16 protein-coding genes and 1 tRNA gene are annotated in these 21,971 nt (G+C 65.7%); 6 read left to right on the top strand and 11 right to left on the bottom strand.

The features are described from left to right. Nucleotides 1-49: 49 nt before the first annotated feature. Nucleotides 50-1,372, top strand: coding sequence for a helix-turn-helix domain-containing protein (locus EV375_RS16680; protein WP_165434751.1), 1,323 nt, complete (start codon nucleotides 50-52; stop codon nucleotides 1,370-1,372). Here EV375_RS16680 and EV375_RS16685 read toward each other — a convergent pair. After that, on the bottom strand, nucleotides 1,369-1,911 hold the full coding sequence (locus tag EV375_RS16685) for an NUDIX hydrolase (RefSeq protein ID WP_130300132.1): 543 nt from the start codon (nucleotides 1,909-1,911) through the stop codon (nucleotides 1,369-1,371). The genes EV375_RS16680 and EV375_RS16685 overlap by 4 nt on opposite strands. A 415-nt stretch (nucleotides 1,912-2,326) precedes the next feature. Between EV375_RS16685 and EV375_RS16690 the strand changes: the two genes are divergently transcribed. From EV375_RS16690 to EV375_RS16700, 3 genes are read left to right on the top strand one after another with little or no spacing between them, the layout of a single operon-like run. After that, a complete protein-coding gene (locus EV375_RS16690; protein WP_130300133.1) occupies nucleotides 2,327-3,835 on the top strand; it encodes a Gfo/Idh/MocA family oxidoreductase in 1,509 nt (502 codons plus the stop codon). A 53-nt stretch (nucleotides 3,836-3,888) separates the two neighbouring features. Beyond that, nucleotides 3,889-4,584 (top strand): class I SAM-dependent methyltransferase, encoded by a 696-nt coding sequence (locus tag EV375_RS16695; protein ID WP_130300134.1) that lies wholly within the window; start codon nucleotides 3,889-3,891, stop codon nucleotides 4,582-4,584. A 4-nt stretch (nucleotides 4,585-4,588) separates the two neighbouring features. After that, nucleotides 4,589-5,515 carry a glycosyltransferase family 2 protein gene (locus EV375_RS16700; RefSeq protein WP_165434752.1) on the top strand — a complete coding sequence of 309 codons (927 nt, stop codon included), beginning with the start codon at nucleotides 4,589-4,591 and terminating at the stop codon, nucleotides 5,513-5,515. A gap of 136 nt (nucleotides 5,516-5,651) precedes the next feature. Here EV375_RS16700 and EV375_RS16705 read toward each other — a convergent pair whose 3' ends face one another. The 6 genes from EV375_RS16705 to EV375_RS16730 all read right to left on the bottom strand — a co-directional run bounded on the left by EV375_RS16705 (nucleotide 5,652) and on the right by EV375_RS16730 (nucleotide 13,996). Then, the gene (locus tag EV375_RS16705; protein WP_130300136.1) at nucleotides 5,652-8,276 is read right to left on the bottom strand and encodes a valine--tRNA ligase; all 2,625 of its coding nucleotides are present in this window, start codon (nucleotides 8,274-8,276) and stop codon (nucleotides 5,652-5,654) included. Between the two features lie 401 nt (nucleotides 8,277-8,677). Next, entirely contained in the window at nucleotides 8,678-10,375 is a 1,698-nt protein-coding gene (locus tag EV375_RS16710; protein ID WP_130300137.1) for a mobilization protein, read from the bottom strand. Continuing rightward, nucleotides 10,372-11,025 carry a MobC domain-containing protein gene (locus EV375_RS16715; RefSeq protein WP_130300138.1) on the bottom strand — a complete coding sequence of 218 codons (654 nt, stop codon included), beginning with the start codon at nucleotides 11,023-11,025 and terminating at the stop codon, nucleotides 10,372-10,374. Before EV375_RS16715 ends, EV375_RS16710 begins: the two co-directional genes overlap by 4 nt. A gap of 216 nt (nucleotides 11,026-11,241) precedes the next feature. Beyond that, nucleotides 11,242-12,012 (bottom strand): DUF2637 domain-containing protein, encoded by a 771-nt coding sequence (locus EV375_RS16720; RefSeq protein WP_130300139.1) that lies wholly within the window; start codon nucleotides 12,010-12,012, stop codon nucleotides 11,242-11,244. 220 nt (nucleotides 12,013-12,232) lie between these two features. After that, nucleotides 12,233-13,537, bottom strand: coding sequence for a DUF3631 domain-containing protein (locus EV375_RS16725; RefSeq protein ID WP_486588520.1), 1,305 nt, complete (start codon nucleotides 13,535-13,537; stop codon nucleotides 12,233-12,235). A gap of 222 nt (nucleotides 13,538-13,759) precedes the next feature. After that, on the bottom strand, nucleotides 13,760-13,996 hold the full coding sequence (locus tag EV375_RS16730) for a hypothetical protein (RefSeq protein WP_240969213.1): 237 nt from the start codon (nucleotides 13,994-13,996) through the stop codon (nucleotides 13,760-13,762). 96 nt (nucleotides 13,997-14,092) lie between these two features. Between EV375_RS16730 and EV375_RS16735 the strand changes: the two genes are divergently transcribed. Then, on the top strand, nucleotides 14,093-14,764 hold the full coding sequence (locus EV375_RS16735) for a helix-turn-helix domain-containing protein (protein WP_130300140.1): 672 nt from the start codon (nucleotides 14,093-14,095) through the stop codon (nucleotides 14,762-14,764). Further along, nucleotides 14,761-16,371 carry a site-specific integrase gene (locus tag EV375_RS16740; protein ID WP_130300141.1) on the top strand — a complete coding sequence of 537 codons (1,611 nt, stop codon included), beginning with the start codon at nucleotides 14,761-14,763 and terminating at the stop codon, nucleotides 16,369-16,371. Before EV375_RS16735 ends, EV375_RS16740 begins: the two co-directional genes overlap by 4 nt. A 193-nt stretch (nucleotides 16,372-16,564) precedes the next feature. Here EV375_RS16740 and EV375_RS16745 read toward each other — a convergent pair whose 3' ends face one another. From EV375_RS16745 to EV375_RS16760, 4 genes are all read right to left on the bottom strand, one after another. Continuing rightward, nucleotides 16,565-18,466, bottom strand: a complete 1,902-nt coding sequence (locus EV375_RS16745) for a hypothetical protein (protein WP_130300142.1) — start codon at nucleotides 18,464-18,466, stop codon at nucleotides 16,565-16,567. Between the two features lie 147 nt (nucleotides 18,467-18,613). After that, nucleotides 18,614-19,282: a hypothetical protein gene (locus EV375_RS16750; protein ID WP_130300143.1), complete on the bottom strand. Its 669-nt coding sequence runs from the start codon at nucleotides 19,280-19,282 to the stop codon at nucleotides 18,614-18,616. A 685-nt stretch (nucleotides 19,283-19,967) separates the two neighbouring features. Next, a tRNA-Thr gene (locus tag EV375_RS16755) sits at nucleotides 19,968-20,041 on the bottom strand. A gap of 186 nt (nucleotides 20,042-20,227) precedes the next feature. Beyond that, nucleotides 20,228-21,832, bottom strand: coding sequence for an alpha/beta hydrolase (locus tag EV375_RS16760; protein WP_130300144.1), 1,605 nt, complete (start codon nucleotides 21,830-21,832; stop codon nucleotides 20,228-20,230). Nucleotides 21,833-21,971: the final 139 nt, after the last annotated feature.

The raw sequence follows: 21,971 nt of genomic DNA on the forward strand, positions 1-21,971 counted from the left end.
CGGCTGACCAACCGCCAGACGCCACCGCCGACGCGGCAGGAGAGCGCACGTGTCCGGACCACAGCCACATCAGGGGCTCCCGCCGGAGCTGCTGGCAAGCCCGGAGTGGCAACGCGCGTGCCAGCAGCGCGACTTCACGCAGGTGTTTCGCCTCGTGAAGGTGAAGGCCGGCATCTACCCGTCCCGCATCGCTGTCATGTGCGGGATGACGCCCAGCCGCGTCGGGGAGATCATGGCCGGTCGGCGCGGGCTCGCCCACATCGACGTCATCGAACGAGTCGCCGACGGACTGCGCATCCCCGGAGCACTGCTCGGACTCGCCCACCGCCCCTGGGAAATCCCCTCCCCGCCAGAGAACAGGCAGCCGGCCCCCAAGCCAACGCCGCAGGAACTCCCACCAACCGACGACAACGACCCCAAGCCAGAGATCCGCAGCGACCTCGATGAATTGCTCACACTGGCGGACGGCAAGGTCACACGCTCGACGCTCCATGCCCTGCAGTCCTCGGTCGAGGACTACTGGCGCCGGGACGACGAACACGGCGGAGCCTCACTCCGGCCGGCAGTCGTGGGACACCTGCGATACGTGACCCAGCTCATGCACAGCGCAGACGGCGCCCTGCGGCACGACCTTCAGTCGCTCGCCGCAGAGTTGGCCCGTCTCGCCGGCTGGGCATGCTTCGACGCTCGCCAGTACAGCACCGCCCGCACCCACTTCACCCAAGCCTTGCGGCTCTCGCACGGTCAGAACGACCACCTGTTCATGGCTAACGTCCTGTCCTGCATGAGTCTCCAGGCGACCTACGACGGACAGGCCACCGATGCCGTAGCGCTGGCCTGCAAAGCCCAGGACTCCGCGCGCACCGCAGGAGATCAACCGCTGGTGATGTCGATGCTGCACATGCGCGAAGCCTTCGCGCACGCCACGCTGCGCGACGCACCGGCCTGTCATGAGGCCATCGACCGCTCACGAGATGCCTACGAACAGGCACGAGGACACGAGGCCGAAGCACCTGCGTGGGTCCGCTACTTCGACGAGACGAAACTCATCGTCGACACCGGCATCGCCCTCGCCAAGCTGGGTGAAGCACAACGCGCCGAACCGCTCATTGCCGAAGGCCTCCGACGCGAGACAACCGCGCAGCAACGAGGCCGTGCCTTCCACGCCTACTGGCTGGCCACAGCCCAACTCCAGCAAGGCCGACTTGACGCGGCCTGCCACAGCGCCGGCCTCGCCCTGGACTTGAACGCATCCCTCGACTCACCGCGGGTCACCAGCCACGTCCACGAGTTCCACCAGCGCCTCGCAGCACACGCACGCGCCGCCCCGGTCATCGCTTTCGAACAGCGGATGCGGGAAGTCCTCGGCTAATTGGCTGCACTGCTGGCTTCGTCGAGGAGCAGGTACAGCAGCCCCACCAGACTGCCGCTGCTGACCACTTCCCGGCGGTCGATCATGCCTCGGATCTCTGAGATCGGCACCCACTCGATCCGGTCGGACTCATTCAGCTCCGTGGGCGGCCCCGCGTACTCGGCAGCATTGGCGCGGAAGACATGGTGCTCGGAGTCGGTGATCCCGTTTGCCGGTTGAGCGTAGATCAGCGGCTTCACACCCTCCACGCGCCATCCGGTCTCCTCCTCCACTTCCCGGGCGGCGGCCTGCTCAGGAGTCTCATCGGCCTCGATCAGGCCCATTGGCAGCTCCCAGCTCCAGGTGTCCGTGATGAACCGGTGGCGCCACATCATCAGCACCCGCCTTTGCTCGTCCACCACCGCCGCGACGGCGAGATGACGCAGCTTCACGACATGGTGCTCCCACCGCCGACCGTCTGGCTGCTGAACGTCCACCAGCCAGAGGTTGACCCACGGGTTGCTGTAAATCTGGCGCTCACCATGAACCGTCCACCGCATGAGCCAACTCCCTTTCACGCCTGTGCGCTCCCAGGATGTCACTCCGACGAGAAGCCGTCTGCACCGTCCACGACTTCAAGCCGGTCCCCGCGTCCCAACTGGTCTCGATGGTGAGAAGGCCTGGCCGATTGCGCACCTCCGGTCAACGGAATCAATGAGCCTGCGGTGAGTGGCATCAGCGCCGAGCCAGTCGCCGCGGCGCCCTGAACTGCGATGCCTGACGCGGCAACCTGGTACGTGTGGCGGCGTTGACCAGCTACGCAGCCGCAGGCTGGCCCCTTGGGTGCACGACTTACTCTCACCAGCGATGTCCAACTGGGGCCGAAATCCGGCCATAGTCGATCATCGGTGTACCGACCCACGTACGGTCAGTCCCGGAACGCTTCCGATCAGCACTCGGGACGGAGAAGTACAGATGAAAGCCGCGGCACCCCGGTCGACATCGACGCTGGCGTTCAATGCGTCTACCCAAGATCAGACGGGCCCGCTGAACCAATCAGGTGCGGTGCACGAGTCCGGCCGCGCGGTTTCCCCGACACCCGACGGCCGCCCTACGCCCAAAAATTATCACCTGGTCGTCGCCGGTTTCGACGAGATCGTCGCCAACAAGTACTTGCCCTGTGTTAAGGCAGCTGTGGACGCTGGCTACGTTGATTCCTATTCAATCATTGATCTGGAATCAGAGCGATCTTCCGTCGAGGAGAGAATACGCGCGGTAGATCTGCAGCCGCGCGAGGTGGTGTACCTTCGAGATTCAGGTCGCCGAGTCCTGGCCGAACAGGATCGCCCGGAGGTGATCGGTAAGGCGATCCGCCAGCTCAGCGCAGGGGAACTTCCGACGAAAGTCTACATCGCGACAGAGGTACGAGCGCATGAGGCTTACCTACGTCATTGCGTCGACAACGGAATTGACTCTCTCGTCGAAAAGCCCGTCCTGGCACCCATGATCAATGGCAGATTTGCGCCCTCACGGATCACTGAGACCATGCAGGATCTCATTGGGCGGTCCACGCACAGCCAAGCCCAGCACTCCGTAATGACTTTGAGCAGATACCACGGTATCTACAACGAGAGAGTCATTGAGGCACTCAGGGAAAGAATGACTGAGTGGAAGGCTCCACTCACGTCCTTTCATTTGCGGGCCGCGGGCGGCGTCTGGAATCTCCAACGCGAGTATGAAGCACGCAATGATCATCCCTACAAGTACGGTTACGGGATGATGATGCACGGCGCCTACCACTACGTCGACCTCGCCGTGCAATTCCTGTCGCTCAACAAGCTCGTGTTTCCCGACCGTCAATTCAAGCTGGAGGTGAGCTCGTTCGGCACTTTTCCAGTCGATCAATATCTACGGATACCCCGACCGAGTGCAGCCGAGTTTGGAGACGATCTGCCCCGATGGACGAGTCCCACGGAGGAAGCGCACCGCTTCGGGGAGACGGACATCACTGCAACGTTCCGGCTCGTCGACCACGCATCGGGGCGCACGCTGACCGTAGGCACTCTCTCCTTCGAGCAAACCACGCCATCCATACGTGCCTGGGACGAGCTACCCAAAAATGTCTACAACAAGAACGGGCGTACTTCGAGCGTTGACCTGGAAGCACAGCTCTCGACCCTGTACTCCACCCATGTCCATTGCTACGACGTTCCCCGAGGCGATGACGCCGATAGCATCGACGCGTTCGCCCGATTGACTACCAGGGCCAATGCTTCCCTACTGCCGACCGAACAGTACACATCGGTCGAGACGTTCGATGGGCTGTTTCACAGTGAGAGCAATCGGCGCCTGATGAACAACTGGTTGAAGGGAACTGAGAGCAGGAGTTCTCTCGTCTCCCACTTGCTGCCAATGAAGGTTACCGAAGCTCTGGCTTCCTCTCTGCATACCCCTGGTCAATCAGTTGAGATCTCCGACTTCTAGGACCGTGGGATGCCGCGGTCGCATTCGAAGCCTTCCCCCGGACAGGAGCTGTCTTGATCGAGCACTCTAAGTCCTCGCTCTACTCCTTCTATACGGATGTGTTGTGTAGCGGAAAGAACACTGCAGAGAATCTACGAGCGCCCACCTGCGAGCGATTCAACAGGCTGTTGGATTCACTTCCTGTCGAGACACCCCGCACGGCGCTCGACCTCGGATATGGCGCCGGGGAATACGCACTGGCCTTAGCCAGAGCAGGGTTCATGGTGACAGCGGTGGATCAGGTATCCAGCGAACCGTTTCGTCGCCGCCTGAAGGACCACAGCGAGGTAGCGGACCGAATAGCAGTGGAAGAGTGCCTTATCGAGCAGTACCCACTCGCTGGAGACTTCGGGATTGTCGTAGCCAAGGATGTACTTCACTACCTATCGAGGCAGGACACCGAGGCCCTTCTTCTGCGCGCAGTAGCCGATTCCCGGTCTCTCAATGTGCACTACCTGGAGGTCTTCACCAGTATTTCCCGAACAGCTGCCAATGGCGACCCCATTCACATCGAGGGCGAGGCTTGCTACACGCCGGAGTCGTTCGCAGAGGCCATCCAACGGATCTATCGCGGCTGGGAAGTGTCTCTGTTCTGGAACGAACATGCCGAGCGGGACGTCCGAACGGGACGCATCTACCTCGAAGCGCTGCGCGCCACCGTTGTGGCGAAGCGGCAGAGGGCCACGGCCCACTCGGGCACCGGGGAGTGAGGCAGTGAGACCACCAGAACCTGTCGGCATCAGCTTCGTCGTTCCGTGCTACAACTCCGGCGACTATCTGTGCGAGGCAGTACAGTCGCTCGCCGCGCAGCCGCTTCAACTGCCGTTCGAGATCATGCTGGTTGACGACGGATCTGACGATGCAGCGACGCTGGAAGCAATCGCCCTCTGCGGCGAAAGGCCTGGGGTGAGTGTCATCCGGCTCGGGGAACGCAGCGGGCACCATGTGGCCAGGAACGCCGGCGTCGAAGCCGCACGCTTCGAGTACGTCATGCAGCTCGACTCCGATGACCGTCTAGCGACCGACCCATCGCTGCTCGTGGATGGCTCCTATCCCGACAGGGCTGTTCAGATCCTCAGATCGGATGCCAACACGGCCTTCGTACACACGATGTCCTGGATGTTCGGCGCCTTCGAGGGCTTCACGATCTCCTCGTACCCCTGTCGAGAAGAGTTGGTGCTGCGCAAACACCACGTTCCAACTTCCATCGTCTACCGACGAGAAGACGCCATAGACGGGGGACTGTACGACCCGATGGTTCTCAAGTGGGGTGACTGGGCGTTCGCCGTGAACCTCCTCGCAGGCCGCTTCCGGAGAGGTGCAGCGAACGCCATCGGTTGCATTGCCGGGCCGTACTACGAGTACCGCATTCACTCACGTGGGGACCGGGTCTCGGACGCGGCTGTGTCCGAGTTCGAGATGACCCGCTTGGTTGTGGAGCAGAATCTCGACTTCTTCCGGAGCCGCCTAGGCAGGGAGGACGGCGCCGAGGAGATCGCTCGTGACGTGCTGGGCCAGAAGCCGACACGGCTCCAGGACCTCATGCACATGGCCGCCTTTGACCTGCGACAGGCCCAAGCCGTGGCCCGCGAGAGGGAGTTCAACTTGTCGAGCCCGTATGAGGCGTTGGGGATCCCGTAACCAGCACCCTCGCTGCTTCGCGAGGGGCTGCATTGAACGGCTCAAACTCACGGCGCCGCATATGGTCGAAGCATAGGCAGGAGGGCTCACACCGCGGTTTGCTTGGAGCCCTCCTGCCTGCGTGCAGCCTCGACGATTACGCCTGCGCCGCCGGCAGGTTGTCCAGTTGTCCCTGGATGCGGGCGATGTCCTTCTCGGCCTGCGCCAGCCGCGTGCGGATTTTCTCGACCACGTTTTCCGGTGCCTTCGCCAAGAAAGCATCGTTGCCAAGCTTGGCCTCTGCCTGGGTCTTCTCTTTCTCTGCGGCGGCCAAGTCCTTCGTGAGGCGCTTCCGTTCGGCGGCTACATCGATCGTGCCGGAGAGGTCGAGCGCGACCTGTGCACCCTCGACCGGGAGCGAGGCGGTAGCCGTGAAGTTCTCGCCCTCCGGCTGCAGACGCAGCAGTTGGCGCATCGCTGCCTCGTGCGAGGTGAGCGGCGTGCCCTCCAGGCTCAGACGGGCCGGCACCCTCTGCCCGGGCTGCAGCCCTTGGTCGGAGCGGAAGCGGCGGACCTCGGTGACGACACGCTGGACGAGTTCGATCTCTCGCTCAGCGGCCTCATCGCGGAATCCGGAGTCGGTAGGCCAGCCTGCGATGACGAGGGATTCACCACCGGTCAGTGTCGTCCAGAGGGCTTCGGTGACGAACGGGACGATCGGGTGCAGGAGGCGCAGCAGCACGTCCAGGACCTCGCCGAGGACTCGGCCAGCCACCCTCGCCTCGTCTCCGCCCGCCAGGAACGCCGTCTTCGACAGCTCGACGTACCAGTCGAAGACCTCGTCCCATGCGAAGTGGTACAGGGCGTCGCTCAACTTCGCGAACTGATAGTCCTCGTAGTAGGCGTCGACCTGGGCGATGGTCTTGTTAAGCCGGGACAAGATCCAGCGGTCGGCCGCCGACAGTTGCTCGACGGGCGGGAGTTCGCCCTCGATGGTGGCGCCGTTCATGAGCGCGAAGCGGGTCGCGTTCCAGATCTTGTTGGCGAAGTTGCGGGAGGCCTGGACCCAGTCCTCGCCGATCGGGACGTCAGTGCCGGGGTTGGCGCCCTTGGCGAGTGTGAAGCGAACGGCGTCGGAGCCGTATTCGTTCATCCAGTCCAGGGGGTCCACGGTGTTGCCAAATGACTTCGACATCTTCTTGCCGAACTCGTCGCGGACCATGCCGTGGAAGGCGATGGTGTGGAACGGCGGTTGGCCGTCCATCGCGTACAGGCCGAACATCATCATCCGGGCGACCCAGAAGAACATCAGGTCATAGCCAGTGACCATGACGGAGTTCGGATAGAACCGCTCCAGGTCCTCTGACTGCTCCGGCCAGCCGAGGGTCGAGAAGGGCCACAGGCCGGAGGAGAACCACGTGTCGAGGACGTCGGTGTCCTGGGTCCATCCCTCGCCGCTCGGGGGCTGTTCATCGGGTCCGACGCAGACCGTTTCGCCGTTCGGGCCGTGCCAGACGGGAATCCGATGCCCCCACCACAACTGGCGTGAGATGCACCAGTCGTTGAGGTTGTCGACCCAGTCGAAGTAGCGCTGCGACATGTCGGACGGGTGGATGTCAACCCGTCCGTCGCGGACCGCGTCGCCGGCGGCGCGGGCGAGGGGTTCAACCTTGACCCACCACTGCATGGACAACCGCGGTTCAAGCGTCGTCTTGCAGCGCGAGCAGTGACCGACGGAGTGAACGTACGGACGCTTCTCGGCGACGATCCGGCTGTCCGCTCGGAGGGCGGCGACAATCGCAGATCGAGCCTCGAAACGGTCCAGCCCCTCGAAGGGGCCGTGAGCTGTGATCACGCCGTGCTCGTCCAGGACCACCACCGAGTCCAGCCCATGACGCTGCCCGATGGCGAAGTCGTTCGGGTCGTGGGCCGGCGTCACCTTGACCGCGCCCGTGCCGAACTCAGGGTCCACGTGCGCATCGGCAACGACCGGGATCGTGCGGCCGGTCAACGGCAACGTGATGCGCTTGCCGACCAGGTGCTTGTAACGCTCGTCGTCCGGGTGGACCGCGACCGCGGTGTCGCCGAGCATCGTCTCCGCACGGGTGGTCGCAACGACCACGGTCTCGTCACCGTCGCCGTACTTCAGCGAGACCAACTCGCCGTCGTCGTCCTGATAGTCCACCTCGATGTCCGAGATGGCGGTCAGGCAGCGTGGACACCAGTTGATGATGCGTTCGGCCTGGTAGATCAGGCCGTCGTCGAACATCTTCTTGAAGACTGTCTGGACGGCCCTGGAGAGCCCCTCGTCCATGGTGAAGCGGTCACGGCTCCAAGCGACGCCGGCGCCGAGCCGCCGCATCTGGCCTGCGATCTGGCCGCCGGACTCGGCCTTCCACTGCCACACGCGCTCGACGAAGGCCTCACGCCCCAAGTCGTGGCGGGACTTGCCCTCCTTGGCGAGCTCACGTTCCACGACGTTCTGCGTGGCGATGCCTGCGTGGTCCATGCCGGGCTGCCACAGCGTCTCGTACCCCTGCATCCGCTTGCGGCGGGTGAGGGCGTCGATCAGCGTGTGCTCGAAGGCATGGCCCAGGTGTAGTGAGCCGGTGACGTTCGGTGGCGGGATGACGATTGTGTACGCGGGCTTGTCGCTCTTCGCGTCGGCCTCGAAGTAACCGCGCTCTACCCAGCCCTCGTACAGGGGCCCCTCTACTTCGGCCGGCGCGTACTGAGTCGGCAGTTCAGGGGAGCTGGCGGGGCGCTGAGTCTTATCGGTCACGAGGCCATCTTAGGGCCCCGGTGCTCGTCGCTTCGCCTGGCTATTACACCGGCGGAGGCGGACGTCGTCCGACCATGAAGGTGGCCGCACGGAGGGAATTCAAGTGTGACCGAGAACTCTCCCGTGCGGCCGACTTCAAGCCTACCTCTCCCCGCACCGGACTCGCACCCTCGGCTGAAGGGGCGAGGGTTGTCGTGCACAGGTACGAGGGCGTGGGCGCTCGCCAGCTGACCGCGGGGGATGCGGTGGCCACGGCCAAGGCTTGGATGCTGACCGGGGCTACGCAGGGGCAGGAGGATCTCGCGGCGTGGACGTCATCGGGGCATGGAGTAGTCCGGCAGATGGAGAGCTCAGCCCTGCACTGGGATTCGCTGCCGGGCCGCCAAGCTGGGCCAGCGCGTTCAACGGCGGCGCTGACCGGGCGAGGGCTGAAGAGCGGCCCGTTGCGCACCCCTCGATGTGGTTGAGAGGGGATGAGGCGAGGCCGCGCCGAGGGCCGGTGCGACACGGTTCTCGTCGCTGGATGTGCCGCTCTCTGTGAGGCGATGTATGCGCCACGTCAGGACCCGTGCTGGGAAGCGTGCATCGTCAAGGACCCGTTGGCCTGCGGCTTGCCGGAGGAGCCGTGCTGGATTGTGGCCGGAGGCTTCGGCCTCGGCGAGTGCGGCGGCGAGGGCGTCGCACGCCGGGTCTGCGAGTACCTGTGCAGCCTGCTCGGGGACTGTCTGCCTGATGTGGAAGGTCAGCCGATCCATGGTGAGTTTCGACGGAGTGCGGCGGGCCAGTGCCGCAAGGGGTGCAGCCGCCGCTTCGTCGCTTGCAGCTTGGAGGTGAGTGTGGGCTTGGCGGGCTGCGGCGACTTGCTGGTCGTGTTGGCGCAGTTGATGCCAATGGATCGCGGCAGCAACGGCAAGGAGTGCGGCGTCGAGGAGCATGGCGAGTCCGGTTCCGTCACCCGTCGTGGCGGGTTCGCGGAGGATTGCTCGTATGGCGGTGCGTAGGGCGTGTGCGGAGCGCTGTTCGGCGTGGATGCGGGAGCGGGTGGCGCGTTCGAATGCGTTGGCGGCTGCGCGGAGTTGGGCCCGGAGCGGTGTAGGTGCAATGAGGGGGAAGGCGTCGAGGGCTTCTCCGAGGGCGGAGATGTGGGCTTGCGCGGTCGCGTCGTCGTCTTGGTCGAGGTGCTGAGGGATCTCTTCGGCCGCGGCAGCTGCTTCATGCCAACGATTGATGTTGTGCCGGGCCTGCTTGCTGGCGTCTGTGGTGTTGGCGAGGCGTTCGTGGATCTTGGGGAGGGAGAGGTCGGGGGCGAGTTTGGAGCCGGAGAACCAGACAGGCTCGCCGGCGGCGTTGGTATCGCCGTCGAGGGCGACCTTGTAGCCGCGGATGTCTCCGGAGGGGAAGTACTGGACCTCAATCAGGATGCCGTCGGTATCGGTGAGAAGGCCGATGAACTCCTCCGTACTGGTGGCGGCGGAGAAGGCTGTGCGGACGATGGTGCGGAGGCGTTCGCGGGCGGTGAGCTGGTGGCCGCTGCGGCGGGATTTCTCCTTCTCGGCGCGGGTGGGGCGCTTGGCGGCGGTGCGGTCGCCGCGTGCGATGCGGCGCAGGCCGTAGTCGGTTTCGACGGTGGCGAGTTCGCGGTCGGCGGTGAGGTAGTCGTTCCAGTGGCGGGCGGGGCGTAGGTCGCCTCGGACGGTGGTGGCGGCGATGTGGATGTGATCGTCTGCGTGGCGGACGGCGGCCCAGCGGCAGCCGTCGGGGTCGCCGTTGGGGGCGATGCCTGTGGCGTGGACGATGCGGCGGGCGATGGCCGCCCAGTCTTCGTCGCTGAGGATGCGGTCTTCGGGTGCGGCCCGTATTGAGCAGTGCCATACGTGCTGTTCGGGTGCGCGGTCGCCGGCCTGGTGCACGCGCAGGTTCAGGGCGTTGACGAGTTGCTTCTTGGTGGTGGTGAAGTCGTCGGTGCGGCCGGGGTCGGGGGCGAAGCCGTCCCAGGAGGCGACCAGGTGGGGGTCGGTGTGTTCGTTGGCGCGGCCGGGGCCGTAGAGGTAGCCGAGCAGTGAGGCGGTGTTCTTGCCGCGTGTGATCTTGGCGATCACGCGGCGGTCTGCCGCATCTGCGTGACGGCCCGGTGCGCGGCGTCGTCGATGCTTGTGGTCGCGGTGCCGACAGCGGTCAGGGTGTGCTCGGTCCGTTCGAGAACAGCGGTGTCCCCAGGGTGGGGATGGCCTCCGGAGTTGAGCCGTGTGGCGATCTGGTTGACGTTCCAGCCGATCCTCGCGACCTGCTTGCGCAGGGCGGCCAGTTCGTCGATGTAGTCATCCATCGCGGTGCGCTGGCCGGGCAGTGTCAGGTCGCCATCGATGTAGGCCAGGACGGCGGCGCCGACGAGGTGTGCGCCGGTGATGCCCAACGACCGGGCTTTGGCGAGGATCTTGGCTTTCTCGTCGGTGCTGTAGCGGGCGTCGACGCGCTGGGTGCGCTGTCCCTTGCCGTACGGGCGGCGGCGTGCGACGCGGTAGAGGGCCGCTTCCTCGGCGGCACGTGGCGCTGTGGCGGGGCCGGCAACGGCGGGCGGGTCGTTCTCGGGCTCCCCCTGGTGCCCGCAGGTCCCCGCCACCCCCGGGGCGGAGACCACCCCGTTGGACCGGCCCTTGGACGGTCCAACGGGATACCTTGCTGCGCTTCGGCTGGGGTGGTCGGTCATCTGCTGCTGGTCGAGGAGTGTTTCGTGGCGTGTTTCGTGCATGTCGCGGTACTCCGTGGCGTGTTGGAGGTGGCGAGAGGAGCCGGGGGTAGTTGGGTCTGCGCAAGTTGCGGACTGGTCCGGGCTGTGAGGAGCGGTCCGCTGGGGTGGTCCGGTACTCGGCCGAAGTGCCGTAGGTGCTGCGCGCGGCGGTCAGCTGGGGTTGCAGACCGTGGACCGTCCTCGGGCGTATCGGGGTTGGCCTGCGGGGAGTTCCGGTCAGTTCCCGGTCCGGGGAGGGGCACCCTCGCGGAGGGCGGTCATGACCTGGGTGAGGCGGTCTTCGCTGACGCTGTGCCCGGCGGACCGGATGGTGTCGCGGACCGTCTCGCGTGTGGGGTTTTCGTGCGCAGTGACGAGCGGCCGTGCCAGGTCGACGAGTTCGGGCAGCTCTGCGCTGGGCGGACGGCCGATGCGCCGCACACGTCGAGACGGCTCTGCACCCGCCTGCACGGAAGTCGAAGGCTGCGCTTCTTCGCTGGCCTCGGATGCCGGTCGTTGTTCACTGCGGTTGTCCAGCTCTGCTCCGGTGTCGGTTTGGCGGGCGATGAGGATGTAGAGGTGTACGGCGCCTGCGAGGGCGAGTGGGGCGAGGGCGGAGAGGAGACCGACGGTGATGTCGCCGAGGCGCAGTCCGCCTGATTCCGCGAGGTTGTTGAGGCGGATGGCGTGGAGGGCGTTGGCCCAGAGGCTGGCGGCGGTGGCGGTGCCGAAGAGCGTCCACACATACAGGCGTGCCCGGAAGGGCGCGGTGTTCAGGACGAGGAGTGCGCGGACGCCGTAGGCGATGAACCCGTCGATGACCAGCGGGAAGAGGTAGGTCAGCGGGCCGCGTATGTGGATGGCGATGGCCATCTGCTGCAGCGCGTCATACGACAGGGCGCAGGCGGCTGCACCGAGGGCGAGGATCGCGGCGCGGTCCCATCCGCTCACCCGGCGGGCAAGTGGCCTCGTGGTGGTGGGGTTGTGGGTGGGTGCGGGGGTGGTCATGCGGCGGTGTCTCCAGGGGGTGGAGGGTGTGAGCAGGCGTGGCCGGAACGCTGCGCGTGCCTGCTGCGGGGAGGGTGTTGGCGTTGCACTCGTCCCACTGGTTGCGTGGCTGGTCAGCACAGGGACGGGTGGAGGGGGTGTGACGGGTCGACTCGTTGCAGGCCCGGAACTCGTCCCGGCGGTGAGCTGGGCGGGGACGGGTGGGACCAGTCGATGCGGGTCAGCCCCCGGGAGGGGCTGGGGCCTGGGTGGGGCAGTAGCGGGCCCAGGCGTCGAGGAACTTGTTGCGGGCGAAGCCCTTGGCCTGTGCGCCGTCGGGGAAGCGGATGTTGGCCGAGGTGATGCCGTAGTCCCTCAGCAGCAGCTGCAGACCACGCGGGGTCAGCCCGCTGGTGCCGTATTCGGCCCACGGCGCTTCCCCGTCCTGTTTCAGGATCCACAACAGCCGCGTGGTGGCCAGCGCCTCTGGGTCACCGGAGGAGGCGAAGGCGGTGCGGATGTCGGCCAGGATGCGGATCTTCAGCCCGCCTTCCTCGTCCTGCCCGGCCTCGAAGGCGGACATCGCCGCGCACGCTGACCGCGCCAGGGCAGGCCAGGTCCCTCCGGCGAGGTCGGCGACCACAACCAGGGGTTCCCAGGTGTCGGCGGCGCGGTCCTCGACCGGCATTTGCGGCTCCCGCTCCACCGCCTGTTCGGCGACCTCACCGGCCCAGGCGGCGAGGCGGTCGCGCAGCAGGTGCAGGTGCGGGATGTCGCGGCGGGAGCGGAAGGTGGCGACTCTTTCGCCCGGTGCGCGGCGGCGCATCCGCACCACTACCGCCCGGTCCATGATCGTGTCGGGCAGGTCACCGATCCCCGCCAGCGCGGCCATGGCGAAGGTGGGGAAGGAGACCGGCTGGTGCTCGGGTCCGGCGATGCGCAGGGCGGGACGGTTGCGCTGGTGACCGGCATTGAGCAGTCCGCGCAGGTCCTCGTTCTTCTCCGCCATCTTCGGGCTGCCGAAGAGAGTGTCGGCCTCATCCACCAGCAGTGTCGGCGGATTCGCGGTCACCGACCGGAAGATCGCCGCTGTGCTGGCGTTGACGGTGATCACCGGCTTGTGGACGGTCTCGGTGATCACATCCAGCAGCCTGGATTTGCCGCACCGCTTGGCCGGGCCGACCACCGCCAGCCTCGGCGCATGCTGAAACACCTGCTGGAAATGCGTCGCGGCCACCCACAACGTGACCGCATGCAACGCCTCCGTGCTCGGAAGGATCACATACCGGCCCACCGCTGAGCGGAGTTCGTCCAGCAGCTCTGCGCCGGTGTCTTCACCACTGGCAGGGCAGCCCGGCGGCTCGAATTCGGCACCTGTCCCTTCCAGTTCGTGGCCACCGCCGTCGGTGTTCAGGTCTTGCGCTGCCGGGTTGCCGGCTTCGCTCGCGGACGGGCCGGTCTCCGGCTGTGGCTGCTCCCCGTCATGTGGCGGCGGGGTTGTTGTGGGGGGTGTGGCGGGTTCGGGCTGGGTCGTAGGGTTGTCCATAGGCGTTCCTCACCCGGTGGTGCGGGGCTGGCAGGCCCCGCACCACCGATTCGTCATCACACGCGATCAGTTGGGGCGTCCTTGGCCCTTGGGGTGGCAGCCCCGAGGGCCTTCCTCATGCACCGCCTCTCGGCAGGCGAGCAGCAACCTACGACCGGCCACTGGCAACAGTCCAGCGATTCTGTGTCCCTGAGACATACAGGTGGCGTGTAGCATGCCGCGCTAGACGGCCAGGCCGAGCAGGGACCGCAGGTCGGCGGTCACCACCCGATAGGCGTTGCCCAGCCGCAGAACCCGGCAGGGATAGTGGCCCCGGCGGGCGAGTTCGTAGCCCTTGCTCCGCCCCAACCCCAGAGCGCGGTTGGCTGTCTCCAGGTCAACCGTGGCAGGAAGTTCCAGCACCTCGCCCTGGCTCATCCCCCTCCGCCGGCCGGCGGGCTTCTCGGGTTCGTCGTTCATGTGCAGTACTCCCTCTCGTCGTTGCCTTCGGCGGACGCGGTGGTCGCGACCGGCTCCCGGCGGTACAACAAGGCTAGACAGAGCTACTGTGTCTTCATGACACACGACGATGAGGATGATGTTCCGGAGTGGCCGGTGCAGGTCGCCGCCACCGTGGCCGCAGCAGTACGCCGCCGACGTAAGGAGCTGGGCATGAGCGCCGAACAACTGGCCCAAGTCTGCAGCGAGATCGGCCACCCCATCCCACGCAACGTCATCGCCAACATGGAGTCCGGACGCCGCAGCACACTTCCCCTGGTCGACGTCATCGTGCTGGCCAAAGCCCTGCGCACCAGTCCGATCAGCCTCATCGTCCCGGTCGGGCACATCGACGCCTACCAGCAACTCCCCCTGCAATCAGCCAGGGACCCCTGGGATGCGCTGGCCTGGTTCACAGGCGAGGACAACAACTTCCCCTCCGACTGGAGCCTGCGCCTGCACCGCTACCACCACGCCGCTCTGACCTCCGCGGAAGAAGCCAGGGCAAGCGCCAAAGACCGGCGTCGGCAGGCCCGCACGGCGAACGACCCCGATACGCGCAGCAGCGCCCTCCGCAGCGCCGAGCACCACGAAGAGCGCCTCGCCGACGACTACACCGCGCTCCGCCGTGTTCGCGCCCAGATGCGCAGTGCGGATCTCCGTCCCCCCACCCTCCCGCCATGGTTCGCCTTCCTCGACGAACACCCCCACGGCCCCGCTCCCAACTCCCCTGAGGAGGACGACGCTTGAAAGGCTCCACCTACCGCCGCTGCTACTGCCGCGACCCCGAGACCGGCAAACCACTCGGCACGGCCTGTCCCAAACGCAGCAGCCGCAAGCACGGCACCTACTCCATCCGCCAAGAACTCCCACCCCGCCAAGACGGCACCCGCCGCTCCTTCAACCGCGCCGGCTACGACACCCTCAAGGCCGCACAAGCCGACCTCGACCACATACGCGCACTCCTCAACATCCCCGACAGCGACGACCCCGAAGGCACCGAGCTCATAAGCGAGATGCTGGAGGAGATAGCTGACTCCAAGGCCCCCCTGCCGGAGGTGGAAGAGACTCGCCGTCGGTTGGGCTCAGGTCAGGAACTGATCGGACGCCTCACCGTTGGTGAATGGCTCGATCGGTGGCTGGAATCCAAGCGCATACGCAAGTCCGGCGTCACGCGGTACGAGACCGACATCCGCGTGCACCTGAAGCCGCACCTCGGTAGTCGCCGTCTCGACAGACTGCGGGTCAGCCACCTCGCGGAGATGTTCACCTCCATCTCACAAGCCAACGCTGAGATTCTGGAACAGAACGCACAACGCCGCGCCGCCGTGGACGAGTTGGCGAAGGTCCCGTGGAAGGGCGCTCAAAACCGGGCCCGCCGCAAGGCCATGAGAGCAGCCATCGACGCCATGCCGCCCTTCCGTCGTACCACTGGAGCCGCCACCCGGCAGCGGATTCGCGGGACGCTCCGCGCAGCACTCAACGACGCGATGGCGCAGCAGATCATCACCTTCAACCCCGCCGCGCACGTCGAGATGGATCCCGTGCGCAAGCCAAAGGCCCTCGTGTGGACAGACGAGCGAGTAGCCAAGTGGGAAGCCACCGGCGAGAAGCCCTCCCCCGTCATGGTGTGGACCCCGGAACAGACGGGCGCCTTCCTCGACCATGTGGCAGATGACCGTCTCTACGCCATGTGGCACCTCATCGCCCTACGAGGGCTCCGTCGAGGCGAAGCATGCGGACAGATGTGGTCGGAGACCGACCTGGCACGTCACTCCCTGACCGTGACCGCACAACTCGTCCAGGACGGCTGGGACATCGAGGAATCCGACCCGAAGACCGACAGCGGCTTCCGTGTCGTCGCACTCGACGACGACACGATCCGCGTCCTCAAGCGGCACCGGAAGCGACAGCGAGCAGACTGCGAGGCATGGGCGTCCGGCTGGGTGGGCACAGGGCTGGTCTTCACCCAGGATGACGGCTCCTGGCTGCACCCCGGGAAGATCACAGACCGCTTCGAGCGACTCGTGGCCTCCTCCGGGCTCCCGCCTGTCCGGCTGCACGACCTGCGCCACGGCGCGGCCACACTCATGCTCGCTGCCGGAGTGGACGTCAAGATCGTCTCCGAGACCCTGGGACACAGTGACACCCGGATCACGCGCGACATCTACCAGAGCGTCTTCCCCGAGGTCGCAAAGGACGCAGCCGAAGCCGCTGCTGGCCTGGTCCCGCTCCAGCGGAAGACCAAGGCGAAGGAGGCCGAGAAGCGCCGCAAGCAGAAGGCGAAGAGGAAGGGGAAATCGCAGGACGGCAAAGCAAGATCAAAAAGAAACCACTCACGCACACCCCCTGATTGAGTCGCACTTCCGGTGGATTGATCGCCACCAGACAGGGACGCCAGATCACACGGGTTATGACCTGGACTTCAAGCGAGCCACCGGGAAAGTCAAATGCCGGAAAGACCCATTAAGGGTAGGAAAACTGACTTCCTGGACACGAGGGGAGGACTGGAACGGAATTGTCCCGACGACCCATACGGTGGCTCCAGCTTCAGTCTTCGCTGACCACATAAAGAGCGAGGTCCTTCGACAGGGCACTAGCATTTTTCACCATCGACTCCCAATGGGCGCCACGCAATGATTGGTAGGGCGGTTCCATCAACTCACGGTATTCGTCGAAGCCGGCACGTGCTTCCACGAGTCCTGTATCTATACGCTGCCGTGCCCCGTCTGCTCTAGAGGCCGGGGTACTCGTGGGCTTCATCAAGACGCGAGCACGCAGCCAGTCGTTGTTGGCAGCCGGCGTATTCGACCATTCCTCGTCGCGGATCGTCTGCCCGTCCTCGTCGAGCCGCGAGAACTGCGGTTGGGGCTGCCGTGATGCCCTGATGGTAAGCATAAGCTGCTTAATGCCCCACTCATTTGTGATCATCTTGTCGACGACGGCCGATGCGTGACCACGGTGGGCAACGGACCCTCGGTCCACCCCAAGTCCACCGAGTGCCAACAGCGGTACGACCGCCCGAGCTGCAACCTCATAGCAACGAGGACCACTTCCTCCCTCATTCAGCTCAGCGAGGGCCTCATGCTCCAACTTGTCTAGATCCGCATCATCAGGACGTGGGACGATATCCCAGTCGTGACCCACGTTCGTCCAGAGGGCGTGCACGGCCGCGTTTCGAGCACCTCTGAGAAGGTGGCTGTCCAGCCCTGAGAAGGAGCGCAGAGCCAGCTCGAAGACATAAGGTGATCGTCCCTTCGCAGAGAAGGACTTCACCCCGAGGACCTCATTGATTACCCTCCGCTCCTGCTTCTTCGGCGTGGTCATCAGCCGGATGAGCCACGCACAGCGCTCATCCCGGTGAGTGCTCAGGCCGAGACGCCGGGCCACCTCCGTCAGACCCTCACGCCCCAGGGCAAAGACCAGCTCGTCATGATTGAGTATGGCGTAATCGGCCAGGGTGTTCACTGCGCGCTCGGCCAGCAAGGTCTTCTGCGCCTCCACGGAGAACGCCTTTGGCTCGATGTTGTGCGCCCCAAGAGCCAGATTCAGTGTGCTGACGTAGCTCGATTTGCCCATGCGCTGCTGCAACGTGGCCTGCTCACCCCACCCCCAACCGACGATGAGATCCGCCTCAGCAGTGAGGGCGTTGACCTGCTGTTCGGTGAACAGCAAGTCAACGAGATGCATCTCGGCAGCCTCAGCCAGATCTCGTGTCTTCTTGGCTAGCTGACGCACGAATTTGGTGAGCCAGCGCCGCGCCGAGGTCGGCTCCATGGCGAGGATCTCGGATTCAGTCAGCTGAAGAATCCGGTGCGCCGAGGCGGTCCGCGATGTCCCATCCACCACCCCTACCGCCTGACGCGGCGTACCGTCGGTGAAACGAAATTCCACATGCCCAGCAAGCAACGGCATAAGGATCCCATTGCCTTTGATGTCTTCCACCCAGTTGTTGTGCTGGAGTACATAGGAAGCGTTACTGTCCAACGCACTCGCAACAGCTTTTCGCGAGCCCTTGTAGACAAGGCACGGGAGCTCAGGCTGGGACTCCGGGGCGGGGAGAGCAAGGTGCGCGGATTCCGCATCACCAATCTGAGGATCGGACAGGTACGTCTGGCCAACGACAAACCTGCCGTTCGTCGCATCGACCAGAAGCAACGGCATCCAAACGGTGGTGCGTAGCAAGTTCAACACCCTGTTGCCCCGCACGCGTTGCCGTCTGATCTGCGTTGCGTTGATGCTCCGCGGGTCAACGACGGCGGCCAGGAGCTCTGCCGCAGTATGCTCTGTGTGCCCTATCTCGACACTTGCAGCCTGCACCAGACGCTCGGCGGCGCTCTCAATCGATCGTCGGTCCCTGACAACAAGGTGCGCGACTCGGTCCCGCAGCACCTCCACCCGGTCCCGGTAGTCCTGCTCTGGAACGTCCCGCTCGTTTTCCAACTCACTCATCGGTGGTAATCCTCCCGCTTGACCGTGTGACAGAGGACAGGCACAGTGAAAGGGCCGGGCCCAGGAGGGCCCGGAAGTGGGGCCAGGTCATCCGCCGGACGACGGACACCTGGCCTTCGCGCTGCTCAGAGCGTGACGGCATCCTGCCTAGGACGTCCCGCTCGCGGTGCGGATCTCGGGTGCAGTTTCGGGACCATGGACCAGACCACATTGGCCGCACGTCAGGACCGTCACTTTGGTACTGGTCAGCAGCGCGGCCCAGTATTCGGGCTTGCCATCCAGCGTGGCCCCAAAGGCGCCCACCGCTATATCGGCCGCCCATAGCGCGCGCTCCACAGGGCCGGCAGCATGGCTCACCCGCAGTCCATTCGGTAGTACCCCCGACCGACGGAGCCCGGCCAGGCCAGCGATGTCAGCCTTATCCCGGATCGACCCTCTGGACTCAAAGATCGCGTCGGTGACGCCACGGTCAACCAGTGCGGGAAGCAACGTCAGCTGTGTCTTCCTCCGCGCGCGTTCCTGCTGAGCATTATCCATCCTGCACCACGTGGCGATCACGATCTCGCCTTCGACTGATGCCGTGCGCCGGGCGAGTCGGAGCCTGCGCTGCGCGGACTCGGCGTGCCAGTGCAGCTTCCCCTGTGCAGCGAGAAGTAAGGCCGCCATCTCATCCCGAGCCTTCTGCACCTTGCGGGAAGCTAGCACCACAGCCGACATCAGGTAGATCCCGGTGCCGCCTGGTCGGCAGCGCAGGGATTCGTCGCAGAACGCGCTGGGGCCCTGCTCGACGGTTCGGGCAGGCGCTGCGCTGTTCATTCTGGAGACCTCCGTATGGCACGAAGGCACTCAGCGCTCGTGCGTAAGGCAGGTCCTGTACACCCGGTCACCCCCAGGCAGCACAGCGCTGTCTGACACAAGTAGGTCGACAACACGGTGAGGCGTGGGGTGGGTTCCTGGCGGGGAGCGGAAACGCTTCCGGACGGGAACTCCATGTGCTGGAAGTCCAGGAGAGATTGATGTTTTTGTTGACAGAGACAGTAGACCCGCAAACTACTCTGATGCAAACGGAGTTTGAGCTCACCCCAGAGTGAACTCTCGCCCATCGAGGCCTTGTTCGTAGCTTTGAATTCGCCCTTGGGCGAGCGGCGCAACTCGCAGCATCGCTGGCGATCGCGGTGAAGCCCACCCCCTTAGCGGCACCCCCCACCATCCGCGTCCTAGCGCCGTGTCGCCGGCACAGACGTCGCACACGCGCCCGGCCCCCCATAGGCACTTCGCTGTACGCGCAGTACTGGCCATGGAGGAGAAGGCCGACCGGGAAAGTCCAAGGTCAGGAAGATTCAACGCGGCGCAAACGACAGGCGCCCAGGAAAGCTTCGAGGGCCCTCCGCTCACGCATCGCTCACGCACGAGCCCTGATGGAGACGCGCCCTCAACGGCTTAAGGGCCACGAGACAGAAGAAAGCCCAGGTCACTGGGTGTGTGACCTGGGCTTCAGGTGAGCCGCCTGGGGGAGTCGAACCCCCGACCTACGCATTACGAGTGCGTCGCTCTGGCCAACTGAGCTAAGGCGGCAGGTGCCCGCGCCTGTCGTTCCGGCGCAGCGCGGACAAGTCTACACAGTCTGCGGCGGTGCTCCGTACGGGGTAAACGGCCGGGCCCGCGGCCTCCGTACCGGTGCCGGGAGGGGTCCCCCGCCCGGGGAAGTCCCCGCGCCGGGACGGGTGCCCGTGCGGCGACGGAGCGCTCCGGCTTCCAGGTCTACTTACACGTCTTGTCCTCCTTCGGCGCCTCGCCCTTGAGCAGGTACCGGTCCACCGTGTCGTTGATGCACGCCCCGCCGCGCAGGTACGCGGTGTGCCCGTCGCCCTCGTACGTCAGCAGCCGGGCGGAGTCGAGCTGCCCGGCGAGGGCCTGGGCCCAGGCGTAGGGGGTGGCCGGGTCGCGGGTGGTGCCGATGACCAGGATCGGGTCGGCGCCCCTGGCGTCGATGTTGTGGGGCCGGCCGGTCGGTTTCTCGGACCAGTAGCCGCAGTTGAGGGCCGCCCACGCGAAGCCGCGGCCGAAGACGGGTGAGGTCTTCTCGAAGGAGGGCAGCGCCTTCTTCACCTCGGCCGGGGAGGAGAAGGCGGGCGGGAGGTCGAGGCAGTTCACGGCCGCGTTGGCGTACATGATGTTGCCGTAGCGGCCGTCGGGGTCGCGCTCGTAGTAATCGTCGGCGAGGGCGAGCAGGTCGGCGCCGTCGCCGTCCTCCGTCGCCGTCGTCAGGGCGGAGCGCAGCTGCGGCCAGGCGCTCTCGTCGTACATGGCGCGGATGACGCCCGTGGTGGCCAGGGACTCGGTGAGCTTGCGCTTCTCGCCGGTGGGCAGCGGCTCGGCGTCGGCCTTCTTGAAGAAGGCGCTGAGCCTGCGCCCCGCGTCCTCGGTGCTCTTCGTGCCGAGCGGGCAGTCGGACCTGCTGACGCAGTCCTTCGCGAACTCGTTGAAGGCCGTCTCGAAACCGCCCGTCTGGTCGCGGTTGAGCTTGAGCATCGTCAGGGACGGGTCCATGGCGCCGTCGAGGACGAGCCGGCCGGACCGCTGCGGGTAGAGCCCGGCGTAGTAGGCGCCCAGGTAGGTGCCGTACGAGGCACCCACGTAGTTGAGCTTCTTGTCGCCCAGCAGGGCGCGCAGCACGTCCATGTCGCGCGCGGCGTCCACGGTCGAGAGGTGGCCGAGAAGTTCGCCCGAGCGCTTCTCGCAGCCGGCGGCGAACTTCTTGTACTTGCTGATGAGTTCGGTGGTCTCCGCCTGGTCGTCAGGTGTCTGGTCGGTCTGCGTGAACTCGTCCATCTGCTTGTCGGTCAGGCACCGCACCGGTTCGCTGCGGGCGACGCCGCGCGGGTCGAGGCCGACGAGGTCGTAGCTCCGGCGCACCTGCGGCGGGTACCCGACGGCCGCCGCCTGCTGCACGTAGTCGACGGCGGAGCCGCCGGGGCCGCCCGGGTTGACGAGCAGGGAGCCGATCGGTTTTCCCTTGCCGGAGGCCTTCTTACGGGCGACCGCGAGCTCCACGTCCTCGTCGGGGTCCGGGCTCCGGTAGTCCAGCGGGGCCTTCATCTTGGCGCACTGGAAGGCGTCGTCCCCGCAGTCGCGCCAGGAGAGCTTCTGTTCGTAGTAGGGCTTCAGGTTGCCGGGCACCGCCGCGGGCAGCGGCTTGAGGGAGGGGGCGTCGGTGCGTCCGGCAGCGCGGTCGCTGCTGGCGGAGGAGGGGGCGCCCTCGGGTTCACCCGATCCGCCGGACCCGGACGAGCAGCCGGACATCGTCAGCAGTACGGAGGTCGCGAGCAGGGCGAGAGCGGTGCTGGGCAGACGCCTGGTGTGCATGGACCATCCCCTGGGTTGGGTTCGCGTCGGCCCGGTCGGCCGGCGGGCGCGGCGCGGCGCGGCGATTGAGGTGGCGATTGAGGTGGAGCGTATCCACACCGAATACCACAGACGTTCCCTCGCCAAGTGCCGCTCCTCA

It is taken from the genome of Streptomyces sp. CNZ301, assembly GCF_004217425.1.

What these genes read in the sequence shown, in the direction of transcription:
- EV375_RS16725 (WP_486588520.1), bottom strand. Translation starts at nt 13,537, where the DNA reads ATGGACAACCCTACGACCCAGCCCGAACCCGCCACACCCCCCACAACA.
- EV375_RS16720 (WP_130300139.1), bottom strand. Translation starts at nt 12,012, where the DNA reads ATGACCACCCCCGCACCCACCCACAACCCCACCACCACGAGGCCACTT.
- EV375_RS16760 (WP_130300144.1), bottom strand. Translation starts at nt 21,832, where the DNA reads ATGCACACCAGGCGTCTGCCCAGCACCGCTCTCGCCCTGCTCGCGACC.
- EV375_RS16750 (WP_130300143.1), bottom strand. Translation starts at nt 19,282, where the DNA reads ATGAACAGCGCAGCGCCTGCCCGAACCGTCGAGCAGGGCCCCAGCGCG.
- EV375_RS16730 (WP_240969213.1), bottom strand. Translation starts at nt 13,996, where the DNA reads ATGAACGACGAACCCGAGAAGCCCGCCGGCCGGCGGAGGGGGATGAGC.
- EV375_RS16715 (WP_130300138.1), bottom strand. Translation starts at nt 11,025, where the DNA reads ATGCACGAAACACGCCACGAAACACTCCTCGACCAGCAGCAGATGACC.
- EV375_RS16690 (WP_130300133.1), top strand. Translation starts at nt 2,327, where the DNA reads ATGAAAGCCGCGGCACCCCGGTCGACATCGACGCTGGCGTTCAATGCG.
- EV375_RS16735 (WP_130300140.1), top strand. Translation starts at nt 14,093, where the DNA reads ATGACACACGACGATGAGGATGATGTTCCGGAGTGGCCGGTGCAGGTC.
- EV375_RS16745 (WP_130300142.1), bottom strand. Translation starts at nt 18,466, where the DNA reads ATGAGTGAGTTGGAAAACGAGCGGGACGTTCCAGAGCAGGACTACCGG.
- EV375_RS16685 (WP_130300132.1), bottom strand. Translation starts at nt 1,911, where the DNA reads ATGCGGTGGACGGTTCATGGTGAGCGCCAGATTTACAGCAACCCGTGG.